This window comes from Streptomyces sp. NPDC046831, from assembly GCF_040645305.1.
Classification (GTDB): Bacteria; Actinomycetota; Actinomycetes; order Streptomycetales; family Streptomycetaceae; genus Streptomyces.
The window spans coordinates 180384-195269 of the sequence record NZ_JBEYXZ010000004.1 but is presented as its reverse complement, the minus strand read 5'-3'; the positions used below and the strand labels follow the sequence as shown (position 1 = coordinate 195269).

Annotated in this window: 11 protein-coding genes; all 11 read right to left on the bottom strand. The window is 72.2% G+C overall.

Annotation, left to right across the window (positions count from 1 at the left end):
• Positions 1-51: 51 nt before the first annotated feature.
• Positions 52-1329 (bottom strand): MFS transporter, encoded by a 1278-nt coding sequence (locus ABZ920_RS05860; protein ID WP_361499197.1) that lies wholly within the window; start codon positions 1327-1329, stop codon positions 52-54.
• Positions 1330-1547: 218 nt separating this feature from the next.
• Positions 1548-1883, bottom strand: a complete 336-nt coding sequence (locus ABZ920_RS05855; protein WP_003976875.1) for an RNA polymerase-binding protein RbpA — start codon at positions 1881-1883, stop codon at positions 1548-1550.
• A gap of 207 nt (positions 1884-2090) precedes the next feature.
• Positions 2091-2327: a preprotein translocase subunit SecG gene (gene secG / locus ABZ920_RS05850; RefSeq protein ID WP_361499195.1), complete on the bottom strand. Its 237-nt coding sequence runs from the start codon at positions 2325-2327 to the stop codon at positions 2091-2093.
• A gap of 112 nt (positions 2328-2439) precedes the next feature.
• Entirely contained in the window at positions 2440-3216 is a 777-nt protein-coding gene (gene tpiA / locus ABZ920_RS05845) for a triose-phosphate isomerase (RefSeq protein WP_361499193.1), read from the bottom strand.
• Between the two features lie 6 nt (positions 3217-3222).
• Positions 3223-4434 (bottom strand): phosphoglycerate kinase, encoded by a 1212-nt coding sequence (locus ABZ920_RS05840; RefSeq protein WP_361499422.1) that lies wholly within the window; start codon positions 4432-4434, stop codon positions 3223-3225.
• A 129-nt stretch (positions 4435-4563) separates the two neighbouring features.
• Complete coding sequence (gene gap, locus ABZ920_RS05835) at positions 4564-5571, bottom strand: type I glyceraldehyde-3-phosphate dehydrogenase (protein WP_361499191.1); 1008 nt, start codon at positions 5569-5571, stop codon at positions 4564-4566.
• A 316-nt stretch (positions 5572-5887) separates the two neighbouring features.
• A complete protein-coding gene (locus ABZ920_RS05830; protein WP_361499189.1) occupies positions 5888-8842 on the bottom strand; it encodes a M14 family zinc carboxypeptidase in 2955 nt (984 codons plus the stop codon).
• Between the two features lie 675 nt (positions 8843-9517).
• The gene (gene whiA / locus ABZ920_RS05825) at positions 9518-10507 is read right to left on the bottom strand and encodes a DNA-binding protein WhiA (RefSeq protein ID WP_361499187.1); all 990 of its coding nucleotides are present in this window, start codon (positions 10505-10507) and stop codon (positions 9518-9520) included.
• On the bottom strand, positions 10498-11583 hold the full coding sequence (yvcK, locus tag ABZ920_RS05820) for a uridine diphosphate-N-acetylglucosamine-binding protein YvcK (protein ID WP_361499185.1): 1086 nt from the start codon (positions 11581-11583) through the stop codon (positions 10498-10500). The genes whiA and yvcK overlap by 10 nt, the downstream gene beginning before the upstream one ends.
• The gene (gene rapZ, locus ABZ920_RS05815) at positions 11580-12632 is read right to left on the bottom strand and encodes an RNase adapter RapZ (protein ID WP_361499183.1); all 1053 of its coding nucleotides are present in this window, start codon (positions 12630-12632) and stop codon (positions 11580-11582) included. The genes yvcK and rapZ overlap by 4 nt, the downstream gene beginning before the upstream one ends.
• A complete protein-coding gene (gene uvrC, locus ABZ920_RS05810) occupies positions 12629-14740 on the bottom strand; it encodes an excinuclease ABC subunit UvrC (RefSeq protein WP_361499181.1) in 2112 nt (703 codons plus the stop codon). Before uvrC ends, rapZ begins: the two co-directional genes overlap by 4 nt.
• Between the last annotated feature and the right edge of the window lie 146 nt (positions 14741-14886).

Here is a 14886-nt window from a genome sequence, read left to right as displayed (position 1 = left end):
CTGCCCGTGCCTGCCGCGCACCTGCCCCGCTGCCGCCCCCGACGTAGTGGGTCAGCGGTCGGCGTGAGCGGTCGTCACCTCGTCGTCCGGCGCAACCACCGCTGCGTCCGGCGTGCGCACGGGTATCAACGCGGTGAGGGACAGGACGAAGAAGGCGGCGGTGAGCAGCGCCGGGGTGTTCGGGCCCCACGCCGTCGCGACGGCACCGCCGAGCAGGGCGCCGAGGGGGGCTCCGGCGACCGCGAGGGTGCGGAAGGCGGCGCTGACCCGGCCCAGCATGCCGGCGGGGCTGCGCTGCTGCATGAGCGTGGTCGTGTTGACGTTCCAGAGCATGCCCATGAACCCGAACACGGCCAGCGCGGCCACGAGCGCGGCGAGGCTGCGCACCGTGCCCATGACGGCCAGGGCGGCGATCTGCACCGCTCCGGCCAGCAGGACGGCCCCCACCCGGCCCAGCCGGTCCGTGATCCGGCGGTTGACCGCTCCCCCGGCCAGGCTGCCGACCGTGTACGCGGTCGTCGCCGCCGCGTATCCCCCGGTGCCCGCGTCCAGCCATCCCGTCACCAGCACGACCAGTGTGGCGATGAGGGCGCCCATGCCGACGTTGCACAGGGCCGTCGCCGCGCACAGGGCGCGCAGGGCCCGGTCGCGTCCCAGGGCGCGCAGGCCGTCGGCGATCTCCCGGCGCAGGGTGCTGCCCGCCGGCGCCGGACTCCGCTGCGGGGCGGACGTGCGCAGGGAGGCCACGAGGACGGCGGCCACCAGGAACGTCAGGGCGTCCGCCGCGAAGGGGGCGGCGGCACCGGCGGCGAGGAGCAGCGGCACGGCCGGGCCGCCCAGCAGTCCGCCGGCGACGCGCTGACCGGTCATCAGGCGGGCGTTGGCGCTGCTGAGTTTCTCGCCGTCCTCGCCGTCCACCAGTGCGGGCAGCAGTGCCGTGGCGGCGTTGTCGAAGAGCGTCTGCAGGGTGGTCAGGGCGAAGGCCAGCGCGACGAGCAGACCGATCGAGGCGTGCCCCAGGGCGACGGCCACGGCGAAGCCGCCCACCAGCAGGCCCCGCGCCACGTCGACCGTCCACATGGCGCGCCGCTGGTCCACCCGGTCGGCGACGGCGCCGCCGAGCAGGCCGAAGAGGATCCAGGGCAGATGACCGCAGGCCGTGACCGACGCGATGAGCAGCGGCTCGTCCGTCACCGAGACGGCGAGGAGCGGCAGCGCGGCAGCGCGCAGCGCGTCACCGAAGCTGGACAGTACGGCGGCACTCCACAGCCGCCCGAAACCGCCGCGCCACGCGGGCGCACCGGTGAGCGTCCTTCCGTCCCCCGTCACGGCCTTCCCCCTCACGATGCCCGATGCGCACACCGTAGGGGGCGCCACTGACAACGGATGGCGGAGCGGCCGCCGGCCCAGGTGCCGGACGTGCCGGGCCGCACGCCCCACGGGCGTCGGCGGGTCGGCCGGTCGGCGGGTCGGACCTCGGTACCGCGGGACCCGCGCGGGTTCGTCCGCGTCAGTTCGGCGCGGCGGGGCCGAGGCTGGGGAGAGGTCTAGATCTCGCCCCGCAGCTTGGCGAGCGCCTCGGCGAGGATCGCCTCGCCGTCCGCGTCGCTGCGCCGCTCCCGCACATACGCGAGGTGCGTCTTGTACGGCTCGGTGCGCGGCGGGTCCGGCGGGTTGTCCCGGTCCTGCCCGGCCGGGAAGCCGCAGCGCGGGCAGTCCCACGTCTCGGGTACCTGCGCGTCGCTCGCGAAGCTGGGCTGCGTCTCGTGCCCGTTGGAGCACCAGAAGGAGATGCGCAGACGCGGCGCGGACTCGCCGCGCTCGGCCTCGCCCATCGGCCCCGCCCCGACCCGGCTTCCTCGGATCGCGTTGCCACTTGCCACGGTCGTAACTCCCTGCGTGATGGTGCCGCGAAGCGAGTCGGCGTTCCGCTTCGCTGCGAGCGCCTCAGTCTACGTAAGGCCCAACGCGCGTCCAGTGATTGGAGTTACCGGCCCCCACATCCAGACGCAAGCCCCATGATAGGCCGCGCTCGAGAGCGCGGACCGAGCATGGGGCCTTATCAGCGGAATACGCGGTTCTCGCCGGCGTCAGTTGTTCGCCTTCATCAGGAGGCCGAGCACGATGATGCAGGCGAGCCACAGCAGACCGATGACCACGGTGATCCGGTCGAGGTTGCGCTCGGCGACCGAGGAGCCGCCGACGGACGACTGCATGCCGCCACCGAACATGTCGGAGAGGCCGCCGCCCTTCCCCTTGTGCATCAGCACCAGCAGCATCAGCAGCAGGCTGAAGACGATCAGGGCGATCGAGAACCCCAAAACCACGGCTGGACCAACTTCCTCGGATTCGGATGGACGACGGGGCATGGCGGACGGAAGCCTGCCATGCCCCGCAAGAGTACGACGGATCGCCGCTACGGCCTACTCACCGAGGGGCTCACTGCTCGTGGAAGCGGACGATCTTGACGAACTCCTCCGCGTCCAGCGAGGCACCGCCGACCAGGGCGCCGTCGATGTCGGCCTGCGCCATGATCTCGGCGACGTTGCCCGACTTCACGGACCCGCCGTACTGGATGCGGACCTTGTCGGCGACGTCCTGCGAGTACAGCTCGGCGACCTTGCCGCGGATGGCGGCGCAGACCTCCTGCGCGTCCTCGGCGCCGCAGACCTTGCCGGTGCCGATCGCCCAGACGGGCTCGTAGGCGATCACGACCGACTCGGCCTGCTCGGCCGGGAGGTCCTTCAGGCCGCCCTCGACCTGGCCGAGGGTGTGGGAGACGTGCCGGCCCGCCTCGCGGACCTCCAGCTCCTCGCCGACGCACAGGATCGGGGTCAGGCCGTGCTTGTAGGCGGCCTTGACCTTAGCGTTCACGAGCTCGTCGGTCTCGTGGTGGTACTGGCGGCGCTCGGAGTGGCCGACGACCACGTAGGTGCACTTCAGCTTGGCCAGCATGGCGCCGGAGATCTCGCCGGTGTAGGCACCGGAGTCGTGCTGCGAGACGTCCTGGGCGCCGTACTTGATCCGCAGCTTGTCGCCGTCGACCAGGGTCTGCACGGAGCGCAGGTCGGTGAAGGGCGGCAGGACGGCGACCTCGACGGCCTCGTAGTCCTTGTCGGCCAGGGCGAAGGCGAGCTTCTGGACGTGGGCGATGGCCTCGAGGTGGTTGAGGTTCATCTTCCAGTTGCCCGCCATCAGCGGCGTGCGCGTGCTCATTAAGGTTCAGTCCTCCAGTGCGGCGAGGCCGGGGAGCGTCTTGCCCTCGAGGTATTCGAGGGAGGCGCCGCCTCCGGTCGAGATGTGGCCGAATGCCGACTCGTCGAAGCCCAGCGTACGGACGGCCGCGGCGGAGTCGCCGCCACCGACGACGGTGAAGCCGTTCGAGTCGACGAGGGCCTGCGCGACGGCCTTGGTGCCCTCGGCGTAGTCGGGGTGCTCGAAGACGCCCATCGGGCCGTTCCAGAAGACGGTGGCGGCGTCGGCGAGCCTGGACGCGTACAGCTCGCGCGTCCTCGGGCCGATGTCGAGGCCCTCGTGGTCGGCCGGGATGCTGTCCGCGTCGACCACGGTGTGCTGGGTGGGGGCCTTGGTCTTCAGGTCAGGGAACTCGGTGGAGGCCACGACGTCGACCGGCAGCAGCAGCTCGACGCCGTTCTTCTCGGCGCGCTCCAGGTACTCGGCGACGACCGGGACCTGGTCCTCCTGGAGCAGGGAGATGCCGACCTCGTAGCCCTTGGCCTTGAGGAAGGTGTAGGCCATGCCGCCGCCGATGAGGAGGCGGTCGGCCTTGCCGAGCAGCCGGTCGATGACGGCGAGCTTGTCGGAGACCTTGGCGCCGCCCAGCGCGACGACGTAGGGCCGCTTGACGTCCTCGGTGAGCTGCTTCAGGACGCCGACCTCGGTGGCGATGAGGTACCCGGCGTAGTGCGGCAGCCGGGCCGGCAGGTCGTAGACGGAGGCGTGCTTGCGGTGCACCGCGCCGAAGCCGTCGCCGACGTACACGTCGGCGAGGGCGGCCAGCCGGTCCGCGAACTCGCCGCGCTCGGCGTCGTCCTTGGACGTCTCGCCGGCGTTGAAGCGCAGGTTCTCCAGGACCGCGACCCGGCCGGGCTGGAGGCCGTCGACGGTGTCGCGCGCGGCGGGGCCGACGGTGTCCTCGGCGAAGGCCACCGGCGTGCCGAGGAGTTCACCGAGCCGCTCGGCGGCGGGGCGCAGCGAGAAGGCGGGGTCCGGGGCGCCCTTGGGCCGGCCCAGGTGGGAGGCCACGACCACCTTGGCACCCGCCTCGGCGAGGGCCTTGACGGTGGGCAGCACGGCGCGGATACGGCCGTCGTCGGTGATGACGCCGTCGGCCAGCGGGACGTTGAGGTCGGCGCGGACGAACACCCGCTTGCCGTCAACGCCTTCGGAGAGAAGTTCGTCGATCGTCTTCATCTGGGAGGACTCCTGGTCGGGGCTCTTGATCGGGTGGAGGGCTGGTCGATCCATACGCGAGTCAGGGCCCGGACAGCAAGTTCGCGCTGCCCGAGCCCTGCTCTCACATGGCGGTGCCTGCTACGGCGATCAGAGCTGGTTGCCGACGAACACCGTCAGGTCGACGAGGCGGTTGGAGTAGCCCCACTCGTTGTCGTACCAGCCGATGACCTTCACGTTCTTGCCCTCCTGGACCATGGTCAGGGAGGAGTCGAAGGTGCAGGACGCCGGGGCGTTGACGATGTCGGAGGAGACGATCGGGTCCTCGGTGTACTCGAGGATGCCCTTCAGCTCGCCCTCCGCGGCCTTCTGGAAGGCGGCGTTGACCTCTTCCTTGGTGACCTCGCGGCTGAGCTCGATGACGAGGTCGGTGACCGAGCCGGTCGGGACCGGGACGCGCATGGCCATGCCGTCCAGCTTGCCCTTGAGCTGCGGGAGCACCAGCGCGGTGGCCTTGGCGGCACCGGTGGTGGTCGGGATGATGTTCTCGGCGGCGGCACGGGCGCGGCGCAGGTCCTTGTGCGGGAAGTCCAGGATGCGCTGGTCGTTCGTGTAGGCGTGCACCGTCGTCATCAGGCCCTTGACGATGCCGAAGTTCTCGTCGAGGACCTTCGCCATCGGCGCCACGCAGTTCGTGGTGCAGGAGGCGTTGGAGATGACGTGGTGGTTCGCCGGGTCGTACGTGTCCTGGTTGACGCCCATCACGATGGTGACGTCCTCGTTCTTGGCGGGGGCCGAGATGATGACCTTCTTGGCGCCGCCGGCGAGGTGCTTCTCGGCGTCTTCCTTCTTGGTGAAGATGCCGGTGGACTCGATGACGATGTCGACGCCCAGCTCGCCCCACGGGATGTCGGCGGGGTTGCGCTCGGAGAGGACCTTGATGGTCCTGCCGTCGACGGTGATCGTGTCGGCGGTGTGGGAGACCTCCTGCTTGAGGCGGCCCAGGATGGTGTCGTACTTCAGCAGGTGAGCGGTGGTCGCGGTGTCACCCAGGTCGTTGACAGCCACGATCTCGATGTCTGCACCCTGCTCCAGCAGCGCGCGGAAGTAGTTACGACCGATGCGGCCAAAGCCGTTGATGCCTACGCGGATCGTCACGAACCGATCTCCTCGTTGGTACGCCGGTTTCGACGCCGGCGAGCTGTATGGGATGTCCCCGACCAACCCCGACCCTACCTCTCCGGGACCCCCGGGGTGACATTGAGACGCCGCCTACCCGGCCCGGTGGTCCGTACCCGTCGGTAGGGGTACGGACCACCACGGGAGCGATGACCGGATCACTCCGTTCGGCTAGGTTATGTCGTTGCGTGTTGACCGCATTGGTCACTCTTTCGTGAGCCCTTCGGCTCACTTGTCGAGTGCCACCGGGCGCGGCCGGGGACGCACCCGTCGGGTGCCCCCGGGACCGCTCCGCTCACCTGCCGAGTGCCCCGAGCGCCCTCCTCGTCAGCGCCGCCCGGTCCGCCGCCGAGGGCACGTGCTCCAGGCCGAAACCGAGCAGGACGGACCGGCCCGTGGTGACCGCCCCGTAGGTGCGGAAGAGCGTTCCGGTGCGGGCCCAGTCCTTGAGGACGGCGGGGCTGCCCGCGGGCGGACCGGGCACCTTCCACGGGCCGAGGGACGTCTCGAACCCCTCGGTCTCGCGGACCGCGCCGCCGGTCACGAGCGCGACGTCGTCGGCGAGGACGCCGCGCCCGCCGGTGCCCGGGTCGGTGACATAGGCGAGGGACACCTCGACCGTCCGGCCGGCGTACGCGCTCAGGTCGAACTCCACCTGCTGCCAGCCGTCCGACGATCCGGTGAAGCTGTGCCAGGAGCCGCTGGTCCCCGTCGCCGTGCAGCCGCCGTCGGTCAGCGTCAGGTAGTGGGCGAGCCACGGATGCTCGCCGACGAGGAACCCGCCCCCGCACTCCGCGGGCACGGCCGTACCGCTCCTGCCGCCCGCGTCCGGGAGCGTCGTCCAGTCGTCGGCCCCGGCGGTGTGGATCTCGACGACGGCGTGGTCGTAGCCCGGTTCGGTGTCCCACAGCAGCCGGGTGCGCAGCGTGGGCCGGTCGGCCGCGCCCACCCCGGTCAGGTCGAGCGTCCGGGTGAGGCGCTTGTAGGCGTCGTCCGTGTGGACCGCGGCGGCCATGGCGGTGCCCGTGTACGGCCCGTAGGGATCGAAGGTGCCGGTGAACTGACCGGCGCCGGCGCTGGCGAACTGCGGGTGGGTCGCCACCGGCAGCTCCTCGGAGGTGACCGCGTACGTGCCCGCCTCGTCCAGCGGGTTGCCGGGCGCGCCGGCGAGCGCGCCGGAGAACCCGGCGAGCTTCCCGGAGCCGGTGAAACCCGCCGCGCCGGAGGTCGAGGTGCGCGCGTACGCGCCGAGGTAGTACTGGCTGAAGTCGTCCGAGAGCGCGCCGCCGCCGAGATCGACGCTGCCGCCGGCCCGCTCGCCGGCCTCGACCAGACGCCCGCCCTCGTTGAGGTGGGCGCGCAGCTGGAGCTGGGTGGCCTGTCCCGGGCCGGTCGCGCCGGAGTAGTGGACGACCGTGCGGAAGTGCTTCAGCACGCCGAGCGCGTCGGGTGCGCCCTGGGTGGCGACGTCCCACACGAGGGCCCGGCGGCCGTTCGCGCGCAGCGCGTCCACGTACGTCCGCGCCTGCTTCGCGGCCGCGCCCTCCTCGGCGACCACGAGGGTGTCCGCCGCCGGCAGCCGGGCCACGCCGTAGGTGAAGTGCGCGCTGGACACCTTCCCGCCGCCGGGGGACCGGCCGGTGAACCACACCTCGACCCTGTCGCCCGGGGCAGCGCCGCGGACCGTGGCACGGTACTCGTCGAAGTACAGGTTGTCCTCGCCGCCGTAGGTCTCGCCGCCCCGCCACGGCCTCAGCGCCGCCGTGTGCGTGCGTCCGCCGTTGACGCGGTAGCTGAGCGTCTTGTCGCGCACGGACTTGCGGACGACGGCCGAGACCTGCTGGCCGGCGCCGCGGGCGTACGACACGGGGAAGGCCGCGGGGGTGAAGTCCGGGGCGGACAGGCCGACCGTGGACGAGGGCCGGTCGGGGTGGGAGGCCGTCTCGGCGACGGAGAGCGCGAACGGGACGTTCCTCTCGAATTCCTGCTCGATCAGCTTCTCGTCGTCGGGGAAGGTGAAGACCGAGCGGCAGTCGGCCGCTCTCCACTCGTCGTCCGGGTCGGCGTCGGAGGCGGTCTGACAGGTCGACATCTCCGGGGTGAACATCCCCATGCCGTTGACGTTCGCCGCGTGGCCGTCCGCCTCGCCGTTGGTGGTGTACAGCTCCGAGGAGACCTGCGAACGGTAGCCCGGGATCGCCGGCCTGTCCGGGGTGCCGGCGAGCGCCCGGTACAGGACGTCGTCCGGGGTCGGGGTCGCCACCTGCCAGCCGACACCGTAGAGGAGGAGTTCCGCGGCCGAGTGGTAGTTGATGCCGTACCGGAAGCCGATGCGCTTCTCGAACCGGTCCAGCGCCCGGGTCTCCGGTTCGGAGTTCGGGGCCGCGCCGCGGTAGGTCTGGCTGGTGGGGTTGGGGGACGAGCCCTCGTCGTCGTAGCCCCACTTGTAGGCGAAGTTGCGGTTGAGGTCGACGCCGTCGCCGGTGGAGATGACGCCGTCGCCGTTGACGTCGCGCAGGTTCTTGCGCCACAGGCGGGTGCCGGCGTCCTTGAAGGTGTAGTCGTAGCCGTCGGGGTTGGCCGAGAGGACGAACCACAGCTCGGTCGAGTCGACGATCCGTCTGATTCGCCGGTCGGTGCGGTAGTTGTCCAGGTAGTGGTGCATCAGCCGCCGGGTCATCTCCGGGGTGATCCACTCGCGGGCGTGCTGGTTGGACATGTACAGCACGGCGGGCTTGGAGCCGTCCCGGGACGCCCTCGCGTTCCTGGTCAGTTTGAGCGCGAGGATGTCCTGGCCGCGCACGGTCCTGCCGATGGAGACGACCTTGGCCAGGCCTGGATGGGACCGGGCGGCCGCGAGGATCTCCTCCTTCAGCCCGCCCTTGCCGCTGTAGGGGCGGAAGACGCCCTGGGAGGCGTCCTCCACCCGTCGCGCGGCGGTGGCCGACAACGCCCGCTCGGTCAGGTGGACGCCCTGCCGTGCGAGGCTTTCGGCCTGGGAGTCGGTGAGCTGGACCTCGACGGTGGTGCGGCCCGTGCCGGTCACCTGCTCGCCGAGTTCGTGGCCGTCCTGACCGGCCTTCAGCAGCAGGGGTAACTGCCGTGCGGTCACATCGGCGCGGAAGACCTTGACCTGGTCCGGGTCCGGCCGGCCGGGACTTCCGCTCTGCGCCTGGGCGACGGGTGCAAGGCTCGCTCCGCCGAGCAGGAGCGTGCCGACAGCGAGGATCGATCTCGCTCTGTGTCTCATGAACCCCCCTAACGGTGGTCCGCCACAGTGACGAATGGTTGCCAGGCTCGTGTCGGTCCTGGACCGGGTCAAGGACGCTTCAGGACAGGAGAACGCCGGTGCCCGGGACCCCTGGGAGGGGTGCCGGGACGGCGGGTGAGGCCGACGGGGCCGCGGCGGGGCCGTGGTCCGGGAGGATTTCCGTACCCGACGGGTGCGGCGGCGGCTCCGCGGCACCTGCCGGTGCGCGAGAGGTTCACCCGTGGATGCGCGAGGAGTTCACGCGCCGGTGTTGTCCGGCGCGCGGGGACGGACTTCCGCCGGGCGGGCTCGCGGGGCGTGACCGGCCTTCGGGCCGTGCGAGCGGCTCGCGCTCGCACGGGAGGCCGGCGTCCGTGCGGGGTGGCTCGCGTCCGCCCGGGTGGCCCTTCCCGTGCGGCCGGCCGGCGTTCGTACGGGGTGGCTCCCGTCCGCCCGGGTGGCCCTTCCCGTGCGGCCGGCCGGCGTTCGTACGGGGTGGCTCCCGTCCGCCCGGACAGTCGCTCCCGTCCGGGTGGCCGTGGCCGCCCGGCGACTCGCGTCGCCCGGGTGCCTCGCCCCGGCGCGCGTGACCCGCGTCAGTGCGCGCGGGTCGGTGCCCGTGCGCGTGGCGTCCGTCCCTGCGCGTGGCGCGCGCAGGACGGACCCGAGCGGGCGTCAGCCGGCGAGGTTGTCGGCGAGTTCCTCGCTGAGGTTGGCCTCCGTGCCGGGCACGCCGAGGTCGGCGGCGCGCTTGTCGGCCATCGCCAGCAGGCGGCGGATGCGTCCGGCGACGGCGTCCTTGGTCAGCGGCGGGTCGGCGAGTGCGCCCAGCTCCTCGAGGGAGGCCTGCTTGTGCTCCATGCGCAGCCGCCCCGCGGCCGCGAGGTGCTCGGGCACGTCGTCGCCGAGGATCTCCAGGGCCCGCTGGACGCGGGCCCCGGCGGCGACGGCGGCGCGCGCCGAGCGGCGCAGGTTGGCGTCGTCGAAGTTGGCCAGACGGTTCGCCGTGGCCCGGACCTCGCGGCGCATCCGCCGCTCCTCCCAGGCCAGCACCGACTCGTGGGCGCCCAGGCGGGTCAGCAGCGCTCCGATGGCGTCGCCGTCGCGGACGACCACCCGGTCCACCCCGCGCACCTCACGGGCCTTGGCGGCGATCGACAGCCGGCGGGCGGCGCCGACCAGGGCGAGCGCGGCCTCCGGTCCCGGGCAGGTCACCTCCAGGGAGGACGACCGCCCGGGCTCGGTGAGCGAGCCGTGCGCCAGGAAGGCCCCGCGCCAGGCGGCCTCGGCGTCGCAGGTGGCCCCCGAGACCACCTGCGGCGGCAGGCCGCGGATCGGCCGTCCCCGGCCGTCGACCAGGCCGGTCTGACGAGCCAGCTGGTCGCCGCCGGCCACGACGCGCACCACGTAGCGCGAGCCGCGCCGCAGCCCGCCGGGCGCCATCACGATCAGCTCGGAGCTGTGGCCGAAGATCTCCAGGATGTCCCGCTTGAGGCGGCGGGCCGCCATCGCGGTGTCCAGCTCCGCCTCGATCACGATGCGCCCGCTCACCAGATGGAGGCCGCCGGCGAAGCGCAGGATGGCGGAGACCTCCGCCTTCCTGCAGCAGGTCCGGGTGACGGGAAGCCGGGAGATCTCATCCTTCACCGCTGCCGTCATCGCCATGGGCCGATCCTTCCATGCATCCGAAAAATACGGTCGTACGCGGCGGCCAACAGCTCCGGGTCGTGCCGGGGAGTTCCGTCGCCCCTGGCCACCGGCGCCAGCTCGACCGCGGCGCCGAACCGCTTGGCGGCCTCGGTGAGGACGTCGCGGTCGGGCGCGGCGGCCTCGTCGGCCAGCACCACGTCCAGGGCGAGTTTAGGGGCGTGTCGTCCCAAAACCTCCACATGACGCTGCGGGGAGAAGCCGGCGGTTTCTCCCGGCTGCGGTGCGAGGTTGAGCGAGAGCACCCGGCGCGCCTTCGTCGTGGTCAGGGCGTCCAGGAGTTCGGGGACCAGCAGGTGCGGGATGACCGAGGAGAACCAGGAACCGGGGCCGAGCACGACCCAGTCGGCGTCCAGGACCGCCTCGACGGCCTCCGGGACGGCCGGCGGGTCGTGCGGCACCAGGTGCACGGACTGGACCTCACCGCGGGTCAGCGCGACGGTCGCCTGGCCCCGGACGGTGTCGACGCAGTCCGGCCGGGCCGGGTCGTGGCCCTTGACCAGGGCCTGCAGTTCCAGGGGCACGGCGGACATCGGCAGTACCCGGCCGTGCGCGCCGAGCAGCTTGCCGACCAGGTCCAGGGCCTTGACGTGGTCGCCGAGCTGTTCCCACAGCGCGACGATCAGCAGGTTGCCGACCGCGTGGTCGTGCAGGTCGCCCTGGGAGGTGAAGCGGTGCTGGATGACGCGGGCCCAGGTCTGGCCCCAGTCGTCGTCGCCGCACAGCGCGGCCAGCGCCTTGCGCAGGTCGCCGGGCGGCAGCACGCCCAGCTCGTCGCGCAGGCGCCCGCTGGAGCCGCCGTCGTCGGCCACGGTGACGACGGCGGTGAGGTCGCCGGTGATCCGGCGCAGGGCGGCCAGCGAGGCGGACAGGCCCATGCCGCCCCCGAGGGCGACCACCTTGGGCTGGGCGCCCCGGCGGCGCGGTCTGCCGCCGCGGGCCTCGGCGGCGCGCCCTTCGGCCGCCGGGCGGCCGCGGCGGCCCTCGGGCACCGTCCGGCGCAGTCTGCCCAGCCGTGGAGTACGTCCGGTCACTCGCGCCCCATGTCCCGGTGTACGACCACGGTCTCCACTCCCTCGGCGGCGAGCCGCGCGGCGAGCTTCTCGGACATGGCCACCGAGCGGTGCTTGCCGCCCGTGCAGCCGATGGCGATGGTCACGTAGCGCTTGCCCTCGCGCCGGTACCCGGCCGCGACGAGCCGCAGCAGTTCGGCGTAGCGGTCGAGGAACTCCTTGGCGCCGGGCTGGTTGAAGACGTAGCCGGCGACCTCCTCGTTCAGGCCGGTGAACGGGCGCAGCTCCGGGACCCAGTGCGGGTTGGGCAGGAAGCGCATGTCCGCCACCAGGTCGGCGTCGACCGGCAGGCCGTACTTGAAGCCGAAGGACATCACGGTGGCCCGCAGCTCGGGCTCCTCCTCGCCGGCGAACCGGGCGTCCATCTTGGCGCGCAGTTCGTGGACGTTGAGGCTGGAGGTGTCGATCACCAGGTCGGCGTCGCCCCGCAGCTCGCGCAGCAGTTCCCGTTCGGCGGCGATGCCGTCGACGATGCGGCCGTCGCCCTGCAGGGGGTGCGGGCGGCGCACCGACTCGAAGCGCCGCACCAGGGCCTCGTCGGAGGACTCCAGGAAGACGATCCGCCGCGTGACCCCGCGGGCGTCGAGGTCCGCGAGGGACTCGCGCAGATTGTCGAAGAAGCGGCGGCCCCGCACGTCGACGACGACCGCGATCCGCGCCACGTTGCCCTGCGAGCGGGCGCCGAGGTCCACCATGGTGGGGATCAGCGCCGGCGGGAGGTTGTCGACGACGAACCAGCCGAGGTCCTCCAGACACTTGGCGGCCGTCGACCGCCCCGCGCCCGACATGCCGGAGATGATCACCAGCTCGGGGATGGCCGCTTCGGGGAACCCGACGGTGTCGATGCCCGTACTCACCTGTGCTCCGTTGTCGTGGGGAGTGCCCTGCGCAGGGCCCGGGGAAGTGCCCTGGGGCGTGTCCTGCCGGACGCCATCCTCTCCCGTTTCCCTGTGCGTTTCCCTGAGCGCCCGATCTCGATCCGGTGTCGGCCGCTCGCCGTGCTCGGTCATGTCTCCTGCCCCCGTCGTTCGTCCGGGGCGCCCGTGGCCACGGGCGCCCCCGCGGAGCCCGCCGTCGTCCCGGGCACCGCGTCGTCCATGTCTTCCATGATCTCTCCAGTGGCGGTGTTCACGGCCGGCGCGGCCGGGGCCGCCTGGGCGAGGGCGACGACGACCGTCTCGGCCGTCTTGCGGCCTATGCCCGGGACCTCGCAGATCTGGTCGATCGTCGCGGAACGCAGCTTCTTCACCGAACCGAAATGCTTGATGAGCGCCTGCTTGCGTGTCTCGCCGAGGCCGGGCACGTCGTCCAGGGGGCTGGACCGCAGGCGCTTGACGCGCTTGGTGCGCTGGTAGGTGATCGCGAAGCGGTGGGCCTCGTCACGGATGCGCTGCAGCAGGTACAGGCCCTCGCTGGTGCGCGGCAGGATCACGGGGTCGTCCTCCCCGGGGACCCAGACCTCCTCCAGCCGCTTGGCCAGGCCGCAGACGGCGATGTCGTCGATGCCCAGCTCCTCCAGGGCCCTGCGGGCGGCGGCGACCTGCGGCTGCCCGCCGTCGACGACGACCAGCTGCGGCGGGTACGCGAACCGCTTGGGCCGTCCGTCGTCCTCGGTGAAGGCGGCCGCGGAGCCGTTGACCACGAGTCCCTCACCGCCGGCGGGCGCGTCCTGGCCGTCGGCGGGGGCGTCCTGGCCCTCGGTCCACTCGCCGGTCCTCTCCTTCTCCGCGAGGTAGCGCCGGAACCGGCGGCTGATGACCTCGTGCATGGAGCGGACGTCGTCCTGTCCCTCGAAGCCCTTGATCTGGAAGCGGCGGTACTCGCTCTTGCGCTGCAGGCCGTCCTCGAAGACGACCATGGAGGCCACGACGTCGTCGCCCTGGAGATGGGAGATGTCGTAGCACTCGATCCTCAGCGGGGCGCTGTCCAGGTCGAGGGCCTCGGCGATCTCCTCCAGCGCCCGCGAACGGGTGGTCAGGTCGGAGGCGCGCCTGGTCTTGTGCAGCACCAGCGCCTGCTGCGCGTTGCGCTGCACCGTCTCCATGAGCGCCCTCTTGTCGCCGCGCTGCGGTATGCGCAGCGAGACGCTCGACCCGCGCCGGTCGGTGAGCCACTGCTGAACCGGCTCCACGGGGTCGGGCAGGGCCGGGACGAGGACCTCCCTGGGCACCGCGTCCCCGGTCTCCTCGCCGTACAGCTGCTGCAGGGCGTGCTCGACCAGGGCGCCGGTGGTGACGTCCTCGACCTTGTCGGTGACCCAGCCGCGCTGGCCGCGCACCCGTCCGCCCCGGACGTGGAAGATCTGCACGGCCGCCTCCAGTTCGTCCTCCGCGAGGGCGACGAGGTCGGCGTCGGTCGCGTCGGCGAGCACGACCGCGTTCTTCTCCATGGCCCTCTTCAGGGCCCCTATGTCGTCGCGCAGGCGGGCGGCCCGCTCGTACTCCATGTCCTCGGCCGCCGCCATCATCTGCTTCTCCAGGCGGCGCAGGTAGGTGCCCGTGCGGCCGGCCATGAAGTCGCAGAACTCCTCGGCCAGTTCCCGGTGGTCCTCGGCGGAGATCCGGCCGACGCAGGGCGCGGAGCACTTGCCGATGTAGCCGAGCAGACAGGGGCGGCCGGTGCGGGCGGCGTTCCGGAAGACGCCTGCCGAGCAGGTGCGCACCGGGAAGACCCGCAGCAGCAGGTCCACGGTGTCGCGGATGGCCCACGCGTGCGCGTACGGCCCGAAGTAGCGCACGCCCTTCTTCTTGTGGCCGCGCATCACCTGCACGCGCGGGACGTCCTCGTTCATGGTCACCGCGAGGTAGGGGTAGCTCTTGTCGTCGCGGTACTTGACGTTGAACCGGGGATCGAACTCCTTGATCCAGGAGTACTCCAGCTGCAGCGCCTCGACCTCCGTGGACACCACGGTCCACTCCACGGACGCGGCCGTGGTGACCATCGACCGGGTGCGCGGGTGGAGGTTCGCCAGGTCCTGGAAGTAGTTCGCCAGGCGCTGGCGCAGGCTCTTCGCCTTTCCGACGTAGATCACCCGGCGGTGCTCGTCGCGGAACCTGTAGACCCCGGGAGAGTCCGGGATCTGTCCCGGCTGGGGGCGGTAGCTGGAGGGGTCGGCCATGTTTCACACCCTACTGGCGCGGGGTGACAGCGCGGCGGGCCTGTGGACGACGCCGCGCCCGGTCCGCCCGCGCGCCCCCGCGGACCGCGTACGTGCGCCTATGCGGAGGGTGACCGATGGCCGGCCGCCCGGCGCCCGGACGGCCC

Coding starts and splice junctions, on each gene's coding strand:
- uvrC (WP_361499181.1), bottom strand. CDS start 14,740: ATGGCCGACCCCTCCAGCTACCGCCCCCAGCCGGGACAGATCCCGGAC.
- ABZ920_RS05830 (WP_361499189.1), bottom strand. CDS start 8,842: ATGAGACACAGAGCGAGATCGATCCTCGCTGTCGGCACGCTCCTGCTC.
- ABZ920_RS05840 (WP_361499422.1), bottom strand. CDS start 4,434: ATGAAGACGATCGACGAACTTCTCTCCGAAGGCGTTGACGGCAAGCGG.
- tpiA (WP_361499193.1), bottom strand. CDS start 3,216: ATGAGCACGCGCACGCCGCTGATGGCGGGCAACTGGAAGATGAACCTC.
- whiA (WP_361499187.1), bottom strand. CDS start 10,507: ATGGCGATGACGGCAGCGGTGAAGGATGAGATCTCCCGGCTTCCCGTC.
- rapZ (WP_361499183.1), bottom strand. CDS start 12,632: ATGACCGAGCACGGCGAGCGGCCGACACCGGATCGAGATCGGGCGCTC.